This window comes from Rhodobacter lacus (assembly GCF_042683065.1).
In the GTDB taxonomy this organism is placed as follows: Bacteria; Pseudomonadota; Alphaproteobacteria; order Rhodobacterales; family Rhodobacteraceae; genus Rhodobacter; species Rhodobacter lacus.
In genome coordinates, this window is the sequence record NZ_JBHUIX010000013.1 from 93,905 (window position 1) to 110,101 (window position 16,197).

The 16,197-nt window shown below is 65.9% G+C and carries 16 protein-coding genes; 5 read left to right on the forward strand and 11 right to left on the reverse strand.

What is annotated here, in order from left to right:
• Positions 1-181: 181 nt before the first annotated feature.
• From hisF to ACFSM0_RS12675, 3 genes are all read left to right on the forward strand, one after another.
• Positions 182-943, forward strand: a complete 762-nt coding sequence (gene hisF / locus ACFSM0_RS12665; RefSeq protein ID WP_377390908.1) for an imidazole glycerol phosphate synthase subunit HisF — start codon at positions 182-184, stop codon at positions 941-943.
• Entirely contained in the window at positions 940-1,251 is a 312-nt protein-coding gene (locus ACFSM0_RS12670) for a phosphoribosyl-ATP diphosphatase (RefSeq protein ID WP_377390910.1), read from the forward strand. Before hisF ends, ACFSM0_RS12670 begins: the two co-directional genes overlap by 4 nt.
• An 80-nt stretch (positions 1,252-1,331) precedes the next feature.
• Positions 1,332-1,634, forward strand: coding sequence for a DUF1330 domain-containing protein (locus ACFSM0_RS12675; protein WP_377390912.1), 303 nt, complete (start codon positions 1,332-1,334; stop codon positions 1,632-1,634).
• A gap of 7 nt (positions 1,635-1,641) precedes the next feature.
• On the opposite strand, the gene aroC is transcribed toward ACFSM0_RS12675, so the two are convergent.
• The 9 genes from aroC to aptA all read right to left on the reverse strand — a co-directional run bounded on the left by aroC (position 1,642) and on the right by aptA (position 11,795).
• Positions 1,642-2,742 (reverse strand): chorismate synthase, encoded by a 1,101-nt coding sequence (aroC, locus tag ACFSM0_RS12680; protein ID WP_377390914.1) that lies wholly within the window; start codon positions 2,740-2,742, stop codon positions 1,642-1,644.
• A 129-nt stretch (positions 2,743-2,871) separates the two neighbouring features.
• The gene (locus ACFSM0_RS12685) at positions 2,872-3,852 is read right to left on the reverse strand and encodes an ABC transporter substrate-binding protein (RefSeq protein ID WP_377390916.1); all 981 of its coding nucleotides are present in this window, start codon (positions 3,850-3,852) and stop codon (positions 2,872-2,874) included.
• Positions 3,853-3,907: 55 nt separating this feature from the next.
• Positions 3,908-4,753 carry an ABC transporter permease gene (locus ACFSM0_RS12690; RefSeq protein WP_377390918.1) on the reverse strand — a complete coding sequence of 282 codons (846 nt, stop codon included), beginning with the start codon at positions 4,751-4,753 and terminating at the stop codon, positions 3,908-3,910.
• Entirely contained in the window at positions 4,750-5,613 is an 864-nt protein-coding gene (locus ACFSM0_RS12695; RefSeq protein WP_377390920.1) for an ABC transporter permease, read from the reverse strand. Before ACFSM0_RS12695 ends, ACFSM0_RS12690 begins: the two co-directional genes overlap by 4 nt.
• 108 nt (positions 5,614-5,721) lie before the next feature.
• Positions 5,722-6,501, reverse strand: a complete 780-nt coding sequence (locus tag ACFSM0_RS12700; RefSeq protein WP_377390922.1) for an ABC transporter ATP-binding protein — start codon at positions 6,499-6,501, stop codon at positions 5,722-5,724.
• Between the two features lie 15 nt (positions 6,502-6,516).
• The gene (gene hydA / locus ACFSM0_RS12705) at positions 6,517-7,968 is read right to left on the reverse strand and encodes a dihydropyrimidinase (protein WP_377390924.1); all 1,452 of its coding nucleotides are present in this window, start codon (positions 7,966-7,968) and stop codon (positions 6,517-6,519) included.
• Between the two features lie 87 nt (positions 7,969-8,055).
• Positions 8,056-9,306, reverse strand: a complete 1,251-nt coding sequence (locus ACFSM0_RS12710) for a Zn-dependent hydrolase (protein ID WP_377390926.1) — start codon at positions 9,304-9,306, stop codon at positions 8,056-8,058.
• A gap of 215 nt (positions 9,307-9,521) precedes the next feature.
• Positions 9,522-10,277 carry a hypothetical protein gene (locus ACFSM0_RS12715; RefSeq protein ID WP_377390928.1) on the reverse strand — a complete coding sequence of 252 codons (756 nt, stop codon included), beginning with the start codon at positions 10,275-10,277 and terminating at the stop codon, positions 9,522-9,524.
• A 192-nt stretch (positions 10,278-10,469) separates the two neighbouring features.
• Positions 10,470-11,795: an omega-aminotransferase AptA gene (gene aptA / locus ACFSM0_RS12720; protein WP_377390930.1), complete on the reverse strand. Its 1,326-nt coding sequence runs from the start codon at positions 11,793-11,795 to the stop codon at positions 10,470-10,472.
• A gap of 172 nt (positions 11,796-11,967) precedes the next feature.
• Between aptA and ACFSM0_RS12725 the strand changes: the two genes are divergently transcribed.
• Positions 11,968-12,648 carry a TetR family transcriptional regulator C-terminal domain-containing protein gene (locus ACFSM0_RS12725; protein WP_377390932.1) on the forward strand — a complete coding sequence of 227 codons (681 nt, stop codon included), beginning with the start codon at positions 11,968-11,970 and terminating at the stop codon, positions 12,646-12,648.
• A 365-nt stretch (positions 12,649-13,013) separates the two neighbouring features.
• On the opposite strand, the gene ACFSM0_RS12730 is transcribed toward ACFSM0_RS12725, so the two are convergent.
• Positions 13,014-13,472, reverse strand: a complete 459-nt coding sequence (locus ACFSM0_RS12730; protein WP_377390934.1) for a GNAT family N-acetyltransferase — start codon at positions 13,470-13,472, stop codon at positions 13,014-13,016.
• A 228-nt stretch (positions 13,473-13,700) separates the two neighbouring features.
• On the opposite strand from ACFSM0_RS12730, the gene ACFSM0_RS12735 reads away from it, so the two are divergent.
• Complete coding sequence (locus ACFSM0_RS12735; protein ID WP_377390936.1) at positions 13,701-15,464, forward strand: cation:proton antiporter domain-containing protein; 1,764 nt, start codon at positions 13,701-13,703, stop codon at positions 15,462-15,464.
• On the opposite strand, the gene ACFSM0_RS12740 is transcribed toward ACFSM0_RS12735, so the two are convergent.
• Complete coding sequence (locus ACFSM0_RS12740; protein ID WP_377390938.1) at positions 15,451-16,191, reverse strand: hypothetical protein; 741 nt, start codon at positions 16,189-16,191, stop codon at positions 15,451-15,453. The genes ACFSM0_RS12735 and ACFSM0_RS12740 overlap by 14 nt on opposite strands.
• Positions 16,192-16,197 lie beyond the last annotated feature (6 nt).

Genomic DNA, 16,197 nt, shown 5'->3' on the forward strand with positions numbered 1-16,197 from the left:
CCTGCCCGTGATATTCGGGCAAGGCGAGGCAACGCGGCGGTCTGCTTTGACTTTGCGCAAATATCCTCGGGGGTGAATGGCCGGAACGGCCAGAGGGGGCAGACAGCCCCCTTCTTCTTGGCGTCTGGCTTCTTGGCTTCTGGCCCCGCGCTCGCTACTAAGGCTGCACAAGGAGTCTGACATGCTCAAGACGCGCATCATCCCCTGCCTCGACGTGGCCGACGGCCGCGTGGTGAAAGGCGTGAACTTCGTCAACCTGATCGACGCGGGCGACCCGGTCGAGGCCGCCAAGGCCTATGATGCGGCGGGGGCGGACGAGCTTTGCTTTCTCGACATCCATGCCACGCATGAAAACCGCGGCACGATGTTTGATCTTGTGACCCGCACCGCCGAGCAATGTTTCATGCCGCTCACCGTGGGCGGGGGCGTGCGCACGCATGAGGATGTGCGCGCGCTGCTGCTTGCGGGCGCCGACAAGGTCAGCTTCAACTCCGCGGCCGTTGCCAACCCCGATGTGATCGCCGAGGCCGCCGACCGGTTCGGCGCGCAATGCATCGTCTGTGCGATTGACGCCAAGACCGTGGCGCCGGGCCGCTGGGAGATCTTTACCCATGGCGGGCGCAAGCCCACCGGCATTGATGCGGTCGAATTTGCCCGCACCGTGGTGGCGAAAGGGGCGGGGGAGATCCTGCTCACCTCGATGGACCGCGATGGCACCAAGGCGGGCTTCAACCTGGCCCTCACCCGTGCGATTGCCGATGCGGTCGATGTGCCGGTGATCGCCTCGGGCGGCGTGGGCACGCTTGACCACCTTGTCGAAGGCGTGACCGAGGGGCATGCGAGCGCCGTGCTCGCCGCCTCGATCTTCCATTTCGGCACCTACACGATTGGCGAGGCCAAAGCGCATATGGCCGCCGCCGGCATTCCGATGAGGCTCTCATGACCACGCTTTCCCGCCTTGCCGCCACGATCGAGGCGCGCAAGGGCGCCGATCCCGACAGTTCCTGGACCGCGAAGCTCTTGGCCAAGGGCCCGGAGAAATGCGCGCAGAAATTTGGCGAGGAAGCGATCGAGGCCTGCATGGCCGTTGCCAAGAACGACCGCGAAAACCTCGTTTATGAAGCTGCGGATGTGCTTTACCACCTGCTCGTGATGCTTGCCGCGCGCGATGTGGCGCTTGATGAGGTGCTGGCCGAGCTTGAGCGGCGCGAGGGCACCTCCGGGATCGCCGAAAAAGCCTCGCGCGGCTGAGCGTCGCGGCGCAGCCCCTTCAAAAGCCTTGCCGAATCCCCTTTTCCCCCGCCACGCTGCGAAAAATGGGGGAGGGGACGATGAGTGCACCGCCGAAAGGGTATTGGATCGGCCATGTGACGGTTGACGATCCGCAGGGCTATCAGGCCTACCGCGCCGCGAATGCCGAGGCCTTCGCGCGCTATGGCGGGCGGTTTTTGGTGCGGGGCGGCGAGATGGAAGTGGTCGAGGGCGATCTGCGCCCGCGCACCGTGGTGATCGAATTTCCCACACTCGCCGCGGCGCGCGCCTGCTATCTCAGCCCCGAATATCAGCATGCGCTGGCCTTGCGCACGCCGATCTCCGTGGCGGATCTGTGCATCGTCGAGGGCTGGCCCGGCTGAGCCGCGCTCAGCCGATCTCGCCCCGGACGCCGCCGGTCTGGGCGCGGTCCAAGAGCAGATGATCGAGGATCACGCAGGCCATCATCGCCTCGGCCACCGGCACGGCGCGGATGCCGACGCAGGGGTCGTGGCGGCCCTTGGTGACAACATCGACCGGCTCGCCCGCGGCGGTGATCGAGCGGCGCGGCGTGAGGATCGAGGAGGTGGGCTTGACGGCAAAGCGCACCACGATCGGCTGGCCTGTGGTGATGCCCCCCAAAATGCCGCCCGCGTGGTTGGAGAGAAACTCCGGCCCCTCGGGCCCCATCACGATCTCGTCGGCGTTCTCGGTGCCCATCAGCGCCGCCGCCGCCATGCCCTCGCCGATCTCGACGCCCTTGACGGCATTGATCGTCATCATCGCCGCGGCAAGGTCGCTGTCCATCTTCGCATAGATCGGCGCGCCCAGCCCGGCGGGGCAGCCCGTCGCCACCACCTCGACCGCGGCGCCGACAGAGTTTTGCGCCTTGCGGAGACCCTCAAGGTAGTCGGTCCAGTCGGCAACGGCCGTGGCATCGGGCAGGAAGAACGGGTTGTTGAGGATTTCGTCCGCGTCGAAATTGGCCCGGTTCAGGTGCTTTTCGCCCATCTGCACCATGTAGCCGGTGATCGTGAGCCCCGGCACCAGCGCTTTCAGCACCGCCTGCGCCACGCCGCCCGCCGCAACCCGCGCCGCCGTCTCGCGCGCCGAGGAGCGCCCGCCACCGCGATAATCGCGAATGCCATATTTCAGATGATAGGTGATATCGGCATGGCCGGGTCGAAAGGCCTGCGCGATGGCGCCGTAATCTTTCGAGCGCTGATCGGTGTTCTCGATCATCAGCTGAATCGGCGTGCCGGTCGAGCGCCCCTCGAACACCCCCGAGAGGATGCGCACCCGGTCGGGCTCCTGCCGCTGGGTCGTCATTTTGGACTGGCCGGGGCGGCGGCGGTCCAGAAACACCTGAATGAACTCTTCCGAGATTTCGATGCCGGGCGGGCAGCCGTCCACCGTGGCGCCAAGCGCCGGCCCGTGGCTCTCGCCCCAGGTGGTGACGCGGAAGATGTGACCGAAGGTGTTCATGCTCATGACCGTCTCCCTTTGGCTTTGCCATAAGCCAAGGGGGGGCGCGGATAAAGGCGGAATTTGGCGCAGGCGCGCGCGGGGCACAACGCAAAAGGGCGCCCGAAGGCGCCCCGCGCAGGTCTTTGGCCGGGCTTATTGCAGCGCGGCGTTGCTGATGTCGAGCGTATAGGCGCCCTCGGGTTGCTTGGTGATCACCGGGTCCGACCCGCCGCCAAGCAGCGTCGCCACGGTGCGCTCGTAATCGGCCACATCGAGCGCGCCGTTCGAGCCCGCGGTCAGCTTTGCCACTTCGCCCATCATCCGCTTTTGATGGAGTTCGGTCTGCGCCCCGGTCTCGTCGTTGTCGAGCACGATCATCGCCGCTTCATCCGGGTTCGCCTCGGCGTATTTCCAGCCTTTCATCGCGGCGCGGACAAACTTGACCATGGTTTCCTTGAAGGCCGGATCTGCAAGGCGATCTTGCATCACGTAAAGCCCGTCCTCGAGCGTGGCGACGCCCTCGTCTTCATATTTGAAGGTCACGAGATCGTCCGCACTGATCCCCGCGTCGATCACCTGCCAGTATTCGTTATAGGTCATCGTCGAGATGCAGGCGGCCTGCTTTTGCAACAGCGGATCGACGTTGAAGCCCTGTTTGAGCACCGTCACGCCGCCCTCCGAGCCATCGGTCGGGATGCCGAGCTTCGACATCCAGCTCAGGAACGGATATTCATTGCCAAAGAACCACACGCCCAGCGTCTTGCCCTTGAAATCGTCGGGCGAGGTGATGCCGGTTTCCTTCAGGCAGGTCAGCATCATGCCCGAATGCTTGAAGGGCTGGGCGATGTTGACAAGCCCCAGCCCCTTTTCGCGCGCGGCAAGCGCGGCGGGCATCCAGTCCACGATCACATCGGCGCCGCCGCCCGCGATCACCTGCTCGGGCGCAATGTCCGGCCCGCCGGGCAGGATCGTGACATCAAGGCCCTCATCGGTGAAATAGCCCTTCTCGGCGGCGACGTAATAGCCCGCAAATTGCGCCTGCGTCACCCATTTGAGTTGCAGCTTGACCTCTTCGGCGCAAACGCCGCCCGCCATCAGCGCGAGCGCCGCCGCCCCCAGCATCAGTCTTTTCATCGTCTCTCTCCTGTTGATCCCGGACTTGCCGCCCGGTTGATAAATTCGTTTGCCCTCAATGGCCGCGCTGCGAGGGGTGCCAGAAGGTCGCCGCCTTTTCGATCATGGCGATCAACCCGTAAAAGCCAGACCCCGCAAGGGCTGCCACGGTGATCTCGGCCCAGACAAGCGGCAGGTCGAGTTGCCCCACCGCGGTCGAGATGCGAAACCCCATGCCGCGGGTGGGCGAGCCGAAGAACTCCGCCACGATAGCACCGATGAGCGCGAGCGTGGTGGCGATCTTGAGCCCGTTGAACAGAAAGGGCAGGGCGGCGGGCAGGCGCAGCTTCAAAAGCGCCTGCCCGTAAGAGGCCGACCATGTCGCCATCAAATCGCGGCCGAGCGCATCGGTCGCGGCAAGCCCTGCCACCATGTTGACGAGCACCGGGAAGAACACCATCACAACGACGACCGCGGCTTTCGATTGCCAGTCAAAGCCGAACCACATCACGAGGATCGGCGCGATGCCAACGATCGGCAGGGCGGCCACGAAATTGCCCACCGGCAGCAGGCCCTTTTGCAAAAACGGCGAGCGATCCACCGCAATCGCCACGATGACCGCGGCCCCGCAGCCGATCAGATAACCCGCGAGCGCGCCTTTCAGGATCGTTTGCGCAAAATCGCCCCACAGGAGCGCAAGATTGGCGCCGATCGCGGTCGCAATATCGCTGGGCGCGGGCAGGATCACCGGGCTCACATCGAGCCCGCGCACAAGGCCCTGCCACAGCACGAGCAAGGTCACCCCGAACAGTGCAGGCACGATGGCCCGCACAAGGCGTGATTTCGGAAAGCGGTTTGCGAGCACGCCATTCACGGCCCAGGCAACGGCCCAGAACAGGATGGCAACGAGGGCTTCGTTCATCGCGCCATCCCCTTTGCCTTGAGGGTGATCCGCTCGATCACGCCCACCGCGAGCACAAGGAGCGCGGCGAGGATTGCCGCGCCAAAGAGCGCCGACCAGATCTGGATCGTCTGCCCGTAATAGCTGCCCGAAAGGAGCCGCGCGCCAAGCCCCTGTGTCGCCCCCGCGGGCAGTTCGGCAACAATCGTGCCAACGAGCGCGGCGGCGATGCCCACTTTCAGCGACGCAAAGAGATAGGGCATCGAGGCGGGAAGCCGCAGCTTCCAGAACCCCTGCGCCTGCGAGGCATTATAGGTGCGCAGCAAATCAAGCTGCATCGCATCGGGCGCGCGCAGCCCCTTCACCATGCCCACAAGGACGGGGAAGAAGCTCAGATAAGCGGCGATGATCGCTTTGGGCACCATCCCCTTGATGCCAAGCGAGGCCAGCACCACGATCACCATCGGCGCAATCGCGAGGATCGGGATCGTCTGGCTCGCAATCGCCCAGGGCATCACGCTCATGTCCATGGCGCGGCTATGCACGATGCCGATGGCAAGCACGATACCCGCAAAAGTGCCAAGCCCGAACCCCGCCATGGTCGCTGAAAACGTCACCCAGGCATGGAACACAAGGCTGCGTTTCGAGGTGATCGCTTGCCCCGCGACCCCCTGCCACAGCCCCAGGGCCACCTGATGGGGCGCGGGCAGCACCGGGCGGTCCTGGCGCAGCGTATCGACCACCATCTCGGAAAAGCTGACCTCCGCGCCCGCGCGCGCGGCCTGATCATAGGTCCATTGGCTGTTGAGCCAGACCGCGCCGCCATACCAAAGCACGACAATCGCCGCGAGCACGCTCAGAATGGGAAGAATGGATTTCATCGCAACGCCTGCCCTTCGACTTTGCTCAAATATCCTCGGGGGGTGAATGGCCGCAGGCCAGAGGGGGGCAGACAGCCCCCCTGCGCCGCCCGAACGTTCGCGCCGCCCTCAATCATAGGCATGCCCCGCGCGCAGCCCCTCGCGCACCCGGTGCGCAATGGCGAGAAATTCCGCACTGTCGCGGATTTCGAGCGGGCGCTCTTTCGGCAGCGGGCTCTCGATCACATCGGTGATCCGGCCCGGGCGCGGCGACATCACGACGATTTTCGTCGAGAGATAGACCGCCTCCGGGATCGAATGCGTCACAAAGCCGATGGTCTTGCCGGTCGCGGCCCAGAGCTTCAACAGCTCCTCGTTCAGCCGGTCGCGCACAATTTCGTCGAGCGCGCCGAAGGGCTCGTCCATGAGCAGGATATCGGCGTCAAAGGCGAGCGCGCGGGCGATCGAGGCGCGCTGCTGCATGCCGCCCGAAAGCTGCCACGGGAACTTCTTGCCAAACCCCTCCAGATCCACCAGCGAGAGCACTTTGCGCACTCTCTCCGCCTGCTCGGCCTGGGTGTAACCCATGATTTCAAGCGGCAGACGCACATTTCCGGCAATCGTGCGCCAGGGGTAGAGCCCCGCGGCCTGAAACACATAGCCATAGCTGCGCGCCTTGCGCGCCTCCTCGGGCGGGATGCCGTTCACGGTAAGGCTGCCCGAGGTCGGCTGTTCCAGCGCCGCGATGCAGCGCAAGAAGGTGGTCTTGCCGCAGCCCGAGGGGCCGATGAAAGACACGAAATCTCCCCGGTCGATGGAGAGGGTCACATCTTTCAGAGCCTGCACCGGCCCGTCATTGGTTTCAAAGACGAGGTTGAGGTTCTTCGCGTCGATTACCGGGCTGCGCATCTGGTCTGCCGCCTCTCACACGCCCGAGGCCGGAATGCCCGCGCGCACCACGGGGCGCGGCGCGGTGAGCGCCTTCCAGCTCGAAAGCGCGCGGTTTTCCGCCCCCATCGGCGTGCGGGCGACAAATTCGCCATGCCCCTCGGGCGCCGTCACCTTGCCCTCGGCAAAGGCGACAAGCCCGCGCGAGAGCGTGTAGCGCGGCAGGCCGGTCACAACCTTGCCTTCGAACACGTTGTAATCGCTCGCAGACTGGTGGCTCTTGGCCGAGATCGTCTTGCGCGCTTGCGGGTCCCAGATGATCAGGTCAGCATCCGCGCCAACCAGCACCGCGCCCTTCTTGGGATACATGCCCATGATTTTCGCGATATTGGTCGAGGTCACGGCGACAAATTCGTTCATCGTGAGGCGGCCGGTGGTCACCCCCTCGCTCCAGAGCATCGGCAGCCGGTCCTCCAGCCCGCCGGTGCCGTTCGGGATCTTGGTGAAATCGCCCAGCCCATAGCGCTTTTGCTCGGTGGTGAAGGCGCAATGGTCGGTCGCCACGCAGGAGAGCGTGCCCGAGGCCAGGCCCGCCCAGAGGCTGTCTTGATGCTTTTTGTTGCGAAACGGCGGAGACATCACACGGCGTGCCGCATGGTCCCAGTCCTCGCTGAAATATTCGCTCTCATCGAGGGTCAGGTGCTGGATGAGCGGCTCGCCCCAGACGCGCTTGCCGTTCATCTTGGCGCGGCGAATGGCTTCATGCGCCTCCTCGCAGGAGGTATGCACCACATAAAGCGGCACCCCCGCCATATCGGCGATCATGATGGCGCGGTTCGTGGCCTCGCCCTCCACCTGGCTCGGGCGCGAATAGGCATGGCCCTCGGGGCCGGTGTTGCCCTCGGCCAGAAGCTTGGTCGACATCTCCGCGACGATGTCGCCGTTCTCGGCATGGACCATCGGCACCGCGCCAAGTTCGGCGCAGCGCTTGAAAGAGGCAAACATCTCGTCGTCGTTCACCATCAACGAGCCCTTGTAGGCCATGAAATGCTTGAAGGAGGTGATGCCGCGCGCGACCACCTTCTGCATCTCGTCGAACACCTGCTCGCCCCACCAGGTAACCGCCATGTGGAAGGAATAGTCGCAATGCGCGCGCGCGGCCTTGTTGTCCCAGACCTTGAGCGCGTCAAGGAGCCCCTCGCCCGGCGCGGGGAGCGCAAAGTCGATCACCATCGTCGTGCCGCCGGCGAGCGCCGCGCGGGTGCCGCTTTCAAAATCATCGGCGGAATAGGTGCCCATGAACGGCATCTCAAGATGCGTATGCGGGTCGATGCCGCCCGGCATCACATAGCAGCCGGTGGCGTCGAGCACCGTCTCGCCCGAAAGCCCCGCGCCGATGGCGATGATCTGCCCGCCCTCGATCAACACATCGGCCTTGTAGGTCAGATCCGCGGTGACAATGGTTCCGTTCTTGATGACTGTGCTCATGGCCCACTCCCTGAAAGCGTTGATGCCTTCGACTTTGTTCAAATATCCTCGGGGGGTCTGGGGGGCAGACAGCCCCCCAGCCGTGCCTCACGCGACCACTTCGGCCGTTTCGAGCACCGCATGCAGCAGCACATCGGTGCCGGCAGCCGCCCATTCGGGGCTGATGTCCTCGGCCTCGTTATGCGACAGCCCGTCAACGCAGGGGCACATGATCATCGTGGTCGGCGCCACTTTCGCGGCCCAGCAGGCATCATGGCCCGCGCCCGAGACAATATCGCGGTGCGTGTAGCCCAGCTTTTCCGCCGCCGCGCGCACGCGGCTCACAAGCTCCGGCGTGAAGGTGACGGGGGCGAAATGGCCCACCCGTTCGACCGCGCAGCCCACGCCCAGCTCGGCGCAAATGTCCGCCGCGCGCGCCTCGATCGTGTCGCGCATGCCGTCGAGCTTTTGTTGATCGACGGTGCGGATATCGACGGTGAAAACCACTTTCCCCGGCAGCACGTTGCGCGAATTGGGCGCAAAGGTCACTTGCCCCACGCCGCCCACCGCATCGGGCTGGGCTGCCATCGTCACCTCTTGCACCATCTCCAAGATGCGGCTCATCGCGAGCCCTGCATTCACCCGCATCGCCATCGGCGTTGAGCCGGTATGCGCCTCTTTTCCGGTCAGCGTGAATTCGAGCCACCACAGCCCCTGGCAATGGGTGACCACGCCAATGGTCTTTTCTTCGGCCTCGAGGATCGGCCCCTGTTCGATGTGATATTCAAAATAGGCATGCATCTTGCGCGCGCCGACCTCTTCGTCCCCGACCCAGCCGATGCGGGCAAGCTCTTCGCCGAAGGTCTTGCCTTCGAGATCCTTGCGGCCATAGGCGTAATCGAGCGTATGCACGCCCGCAAAGACGCCCGAGGCCAGCATGGCCGGGGCAAAGCGCGCGCCTTCCTCGTTGGTCCAGTTCGTCAGCACGATCGGGTGCCTGGTCTTGATGCCAAGGTCATTCATGGTGCGGATCACTTCGAGCCCGCCCAGCACGCCGAGCACACCGTCATATTTGCCGCCCGTCGGCTGGGTGTCGAGATGCGAGCCGATATAGACGGGCAGAGCCTCGGGGTCGGTGCCCTCGCGGCGCATGAACATCGTGCCCATCTTGTCGACGCCCATGCTCAGCCCCGCCGCGTCGCACCAGCGCTTGAAGAGCGCGCGCCCCTCGGCATCGGCATCGGTGACGGTCTGGCGATTGTTGCCCCCCGCGATCCCGGGGCCGATCTGGGCCATCTGCATCAGGCTGTCCCAAAGACGTGCGGAATCGATACGGAGGTTTTCTCCGGGTGCGGACATGGGTCTCTCCCTGTCGGTTGCGGGGCTTTGGCCCTCTTGCGACGAATCTTTTCTGACCGATTGGTCAGGGGAAACAGGCCATGTTCCGGCGCAACGGTCAATGGGGAGGGCGCGGCCCGCCACGGGCAGGCGCCGGTTTGCAGGGCGAGTGCCTTAAATTTGGGCGCTGGGCGCGGGGCGCCTGCGCGCCGCCCTGCCGCCTCCGTCCGCGCGGCTCATTTGCGCAGCAGATAGGCCTCTCGTGCGCGCAGAACATGCCGGGTGAGCCCGTGATATTCGGAGCCGAAGAGCGCGCGCAGCAGCCGATAGCCGAGCGGTCCGAAGCGCTCTCGCGCCGAGCGCTGGTTGCGCCGATAGGCGCGGGTGTTGAAGCCGGGAGCGACGCCGAGTGCCGCCATCAACTGCCCGACCATATCCTCCGGGTGATAGTCGAGCACGGTCATGTCCGGGAAGTTTTGCGCGTAAAGCGCGAGCATCGGCTCCGTCGCGCGCACCCAGCTGTCGGGCGCGATATTGCGGCGCGAGCCGGCGGGGGCGGGGCGGGTGTCTTTTTCCTTGGCGATCTGGTCGGCATAGGAGCGAAACCAGACCTCGGGCGCGCGCACCACTGCGAGGATGTGCACGCGCACATCGCGCCCGGCAAAGAGCCCGCGCAGCCGGTCGATTTCCGCCTGCGTGCGGATCAGTGACAGATGCTCGGAGCTTATGAGGAGGTCGGGCTCGGGGGTGGTGTCAATGAGCGCTTCAAGCTGGCGGCGCAGCGCCTGCGGGTCCGCGCATTCGCCCGCGCGGTCAAAAACGCCGGGGCGCAGGCAGGCAAAGGCGATCTCGCGCGCATGACCAGAGCCGTTCGCGCCCGCCCAAGGGGCGATTCCCGCCGCTTCGAAAGCGGCCCGCTGCGCCACCATTGCGGTCTGGAAGGAGGAGGTGGCGGTCCGGTGCAAGCCAATATGAAGGTGGATCGTTTTCATCGCGTCTTCCTGTCTCGATAGGTCTGCGCGGGCCAAGGCCATGGCAGGACGAGAGACAGGAACGGCAGAGGCGCGGCCTTCGGCAATTTGCCTTAGGGCATAAAGCGCAAACGCGCGCAAAACCCGCAATGGGCCCTGCGCGCGCGTGTCTCTGACAAAAGGCAGAAACGGGCTGAATATTCCCGCGTCGGGTTATTCCAGCGTGTCGAGCACCTCTTTCAACGTGCCGATGAGCTGGTCGATATGGGCTTTTTCGATGATCAAGGGCGGCGACATGGCGATGATATCGCCGGTGGTGCGGATCAGGATGCCCTTCTCATAGGCCTTGAGGAAGGCGTCGAAGGCGCGCTTGGCCGGCGTGCCCGCAATCGGCTCAAGTTCCACCGCGCCGATCAGCCCTTCGTTGCGGATGTCGATCACGTGGCGCGTGCCCTTGAGGCTGTGCAGCGCCTCTTGCCAGTAGGGGGCAAGCTCTGCGGCGCGCTCGAAGAGGCCCTCTTCCTTGTAGGTCTCGAGCGTGGCAATGCCCGCGGCGGCGGCGACCGGGTTGCCCGAATAGGTGTAGCCGTGGAACAGCTCGATCATGTGCTCGGGGCCCTGCATGAACGCGTCATGCACCTCGGCGGTGGTGATCACCGCCCCCATCGGAATGACGCCGTTGGTCAGGCCCTTGGCGGTGGTCATGATGTCGGGCGTCACGCCGTAATGCTGCGCCGCGAAGGGGGCGCCCAGCCGCCCGTAACCGGTGATCACCTCGTCGAAAATCAGCAAAATGCCGTGTTTCTTGGTGATCGCGCGCAGTTTTTCGAGGTAGCCCTTCGGCGGCAGCAGAACGCCGGTCGAGCCCGACATCGGCTCGACGATCACCGCCGCGATCGTGTCGGCGCCATGCAGCGCCACGATCCGCTCAAGTTCGTCGGCCAGATGCGCGCCATGCTCCGGCTGGCCCTTGGTGAAGGCGTTTTGCGCGGGCAGGTGGGTGTGGGGCAGGTGGTCCACGCCCGCAAGCAGCGTGCCGAACATCTTGCGGTTGGTGACGATGCCGCCAACCGAGATGCCGCCGAAGTTCACCCCGTGATAGCCGCGCTCGCGCCCGATCAGCCGGGTGCGCGATCCTTCGCCGCGGGCGCGGTGATAGCCGATCGCGAGCTTCAGCGCGGTCTCGACCGATTCCGAGCCCGAGTTGGTGTAAAACACATGCTCCATGCCCTCGGGCGCGATCTCGATGATCCGGTTGGCGAGTTCAAACGCCGCCGGATGCCCCATCTGGAAGGCGGGGGCATAATCAAGCTCTGCCGCCTGCCGCGCGATCGCCTCGGAGATCTTCGGGCGGCAATGGCCCGCGTTGCAGCACCACAGCCCCGCCGTGCCATCGAGCACCTGCCGCCCCTCGGCGGTGGTGTAATGCATGTCTTTTGCGCCCACGAACATCCGCGGCGCTTTCTTGAACTGGCGGTTCGCCGTGAAGGGCATCCAGAAAGCATTGAGGTCATTGGGCGTCTTGCGGTCGAGCGCCATGGGGGGTCTCCTGAAGGCGATGGGGCCGGTGGGCCGGGGCTGTGGCGGAATGTGCCGGGGTGGCTTGGCCGGAGTGGTTTGACCACACGGTCAGCGAGAGGCTAACATCGGTTGAGACGGCGTCAAGCGGGCGCGGGTGGAAAGCGTTCAACATGGGGAGACCGGGACCGGCATGGCAGAAGACAGACCGAAAGCTCCCGAGCCGGCGGCGGCCGAATATTCCGGCTTTGGCGGAAGCGGAGCCGCGCCGCGCGGGCGCACCCGGATCCAGCAGCGCAACATCGAGGCGATTCTCGAGGCTGCGCTCGAGGTCTTTTCCGCGCAGGGGTTCCGCGGCGCCACGCTCGACCAGATCGCCGCGGCGGCGGGGCTTTCGAAGCCCAATCTGCTTTACTATTTCCCCTCGAAGGAGGCGATCCACATCGCGCTTCTGACAAGCCTGCTCGATACCTGGCTCGCGCCCCTGCGCGAGATGGAGGCCTCGGGTGATGCGAAGGCGGAAATCATGGGCTACATGCGGCGCAAGCTGCAGATGAGCCGGGAGATGCCGCGTGAAAGCCGGCTCTTTGCCAACGAGATCTTGCAAGGCGCGCCGCGCATGGGGGAGATGCTCTCGACCGATCTCAAGGCGCTTGTCGATGCGAAGGCGGCGGTGATCCGCGGCTGGGCGGCGGCGGGGCAGATCGCGCCGGTCGATCCCTATCACCTGATTTTTGCGATCTGGGCGCTGACCCAGCATTATGCCGATTTCGATGTGCAGGTGCGTGCCGTGCTCGGCCCGGAGCACGATGACCCCTGCGCGGAGGCCGAGCGCTTCCTGACGCCGCTGTTCGAGCGCCTTCTCGCGCCCTGACGGGTTTCGCTCCGCTGACGCGGAGCGACCCGCCGGGGGGCTTCGCCCCCCGGACCCCCCAGCCCGCGCAAGGCCCATGGGGGTGCCAGCGCTCGGGGGCAGCGAGAGGGCGGACATGTTTTCTGGTCCGGCGCCGCTGGTGAGAGAGCGACCACAGCGAAAACCGGTTTTCAGCTCTGCGTGCGGGCCGAGTATGGTCGGCCACCCCGCCACCCCGCCACCGTGCCACCGCGGCCCGCCAGGCACGTCCGGGCACGGACGACGGGGGGCGGGCGGCGGTGTGCCTGAACCCCTTCGGGGGTGCGGGGGCGGAGCCCCCGCCCGGGTCGCTCTGCGTCAGCAGAGCGAAACCCCGCTCCCAAAGATCAAAGCGCCCGGGTCAGAATCACTGTCGAGATCGGGCAGGTGAGCCCGGCAAGGCGCGCGTGCAGCACCACCTGCGGCGCCTCATAGCGCGCCACCTCGCGAAACCCGCGGCGCGTGAAAAAGGGGGCCGCGCCCGCCGGGCTCAGCGCCCAGAGATCTTGCGCCCCGGCGGCCTGCGCCGTTTCCATCAGCGCGGCCAGCACCGCACTGCCGAGCCCTTTGCGCCGCTGCCCCTCGGGCACGAGGATCGAGCGCAAAAGCGCATGCTGCTCCAGCATCATGACCCCGCCATAAAGCCGCTCGGCCGTGTCGGGCAGGGCAAAGGCGAAGAACTGCGGCCCCGGATCGGCCAGATCGGCCACCGGCAGACGGGCCGCGGCGAGCGCCGCGCCGAGTGCGGGATCGGTCCCTGCAACGGGCGTGGCGGTGAGCGGGGGAACGGTGATCTGATCGGGCATCGGCAGAACTCCTTCGGCGGAACGCGGGCGGAGGGCACAGTGCGTCGAGTCTGATCCTGCGCGGCGATCCGGTCAAGCGTCGCGTGCCCGGCAAGCTTAACTGGCCGTGCCAGAAAGCCGAAGGAAATCAGGTGCTTCGCCGGGGCGCGGCAAGATGTCCGTAACCATCCGCCACAACAGGACACTATGGCCTCTCGCCCGCCGTGCCGCTTCGTGGTTGAAGGGATCATGACCGATGCAAGCCACCTTGGATTTTACCGCGAAACCCTGATCTTCCTTGGCACTGCCGGGGTCGTCTTGCCGTTGATGACACGCTTTCGCGTGTCGCCGGTGGTCGGCTTTCTGGTGGCGGGGCTGCTGTTGGGCCCCAACAGCGCCGGGCGGTTGACCGAATACCTCCCGTTTCTCGGCTGGTTCACGATCTCCTCGCAGGAAGCGGTGGACCAGCTCGCCGAGCTTGGCGTGGCGTTTTTGCTGTTCAACATCGGGCTAGAGCTGTCGCTCGACCGGCTCTGGACAATGCGGCGCGTGGTGTTTGGCCTTGGCATGGCACAGGTGGTGCTGACCACGGTGGCGATTGCGCTGACGGCCTGGGTGTTTGGCAACCCGATCGACGCGAGCCTTGTGATCGGCGCCTGTCTTGCGCTCTCCTCGACCGCGATCGTGCTGCAATTGCTGGCCGAGCAGCGCCGCCTGACCACGATTTCGGGGCGCAACATCTTTGGCGTGCTGCTCGCGCAGGATCTGGCCGTGGTGCCGATCCTGTTCCTGATCGTCGTTTTTGGCGATGCGACGGCGGATGGCCGCGAGGTCTCTGTGGGCCAAGTGCTCGGCGGGCTTGGCACGGCGCTTTTGCAAGCCATTGCCGCGATTGGCCTGATTGTGGGCTTTGGCCGGTTGATCCTGCGCCGCCTGTTTCGTCAGGTTGCGCATACGCAAAATCGCGAGCTGTTCATGGCGACGATCCTTTTTGTCGTTGTGGGCACCTCGCTCGTGACCCGTTTTGCCGGGCTTTCCATGGCCTTGGGCGCCTTTCTTGCCGGGCTTTTGCTCGCTGAAACCGAGTTTCGCCGCCAGGTCGCGGTGGATATCGAGCCTTTCAAGGGGCTGCTGCTCGGGCTCTTCTTCATCTCGGTCGGCATGCGCATCGACCCGGCGGCCATCGCCGCCTATCCGGTCATGGTTGTGGTGTCGGTTGCGGGCATGACGGCGGTGAAAGCGGCGGTGATGGCACCGCTCGCGCGCGCCTTTGGCATCCCATGGCCGCGCGCGCTGGAGGCGGCATTGCTTCTCGCGGGCGGGGGCGAATTTGCCTTTCTCGTGCTCAGCATGGCAGGCTCAAGCGGGCTCACCTCGCGTGAGGTGGAGCAGTTCATGTTGCTTGTGGCCTCGGGCACGATGCTGCTCACCCCGCTTTTGGCCAAGATGGGGCGGCGCGTGGGCACGCGGGCGGGGGCAAATGCGGCAAGCGGCGATGCGGTGGTGCCCGACGCCAGCTCCGGCCGGGTGCTGGTGGTGGGCCATGGCCGGGTCGGGCGGCTCATCGACGAGGTGCTCGCCGCCGAAAACTTCGAGTGCCTTGTGATCGACCGCGATGCGGATCTGGTGCGCCGGGGCCGCGAGCGCGGGCGCGACGTGGTCTTTGGCGATGCCGCGCGTACGGGCTTTTTGCGCCGCTGCGGGTTGGCCGAGGCGCCGGCGGTCATCCTCACCATGCATGACCCCGCCGCCACAGAGGCCATCGTCTCTGCCGTTCGCGCCGAGCGCCCCGAGGTGCCGATCATCGTGCGCGCGCAGGATGCCGACCATGCGGTGCGGCTCTTTGCGCTTGGCGCGAGCCATGTGATCCCCGAAGCCTTCGAGACGAGCCTTGAACTGCTGGACCGCGCGCTGGGCGCATTGGGCGTGGCAGAGGAGCGCACGCAAAGCCTGCTCGCGGATCGCCGCGCGGAAATGATGCGGTTTTTGCGCCGCGAGCTCAGCGCGGAATAGCTGCCGCCCCGGGCGGAAAGAGCTTTGCGCGCCGCGCCCCCCCGGCGCTGGCGGCGATCCGCAGAAGCCGCCGCCGGTCTCCGGCGCGGGCCGCCTCGATCAGCCCCGAGAGCGCGCCGCGATTCTTCAGATGCGGCACAAGGCTTGCATGGCTCTGGGCGGGAAAGATGATCTGCTCTGAGCCCGGATGCGCCTCAAACCGCAGCGCATGCGGGAGGTCATCGACCCCGCCATGAAAGAGCCATGCCTGCGCCAGTGCCGGGAGCGGGGCGACGGGCCAGCGCAGGGGCGCGATGCGCGCCGTCCACTCCGCCCAGCGGGTCTCTCCCGGCACCCCGCCGGGGGCGATGGAATATTGCGGGCCAAAGGCAAGCACCAGATCGACCGGGATCACCTGCGCCGCGACAAGCGCCGCAAAGGCCCCCATCGAGAGCCCGAGCGTGGCGATCCGCGCCACCTCCTGACGGGCGCGCAGCCGCGCGAGGCTGCCTTCCAGAGCGGCCTCAAAGCCCGGCGCATTGGCCCAGCTGCGGCTTTCATCGGAGACAAAAAGCGCCGGGCGCGGATGGGCCGCGGTGCCCCGGCCCGAGGCGCTGGCGATGAACTCGGGCGCGGGCGGGCGCGCCGGATCATGGCCCACCGAGGCGAAGGCGATCACCAGATCCGCCCCCCGTCCGGGCAGGTAATCGACAGCATAGGGCCCCGCCTCCCAGATCCGTTCCAGCATCTTCCC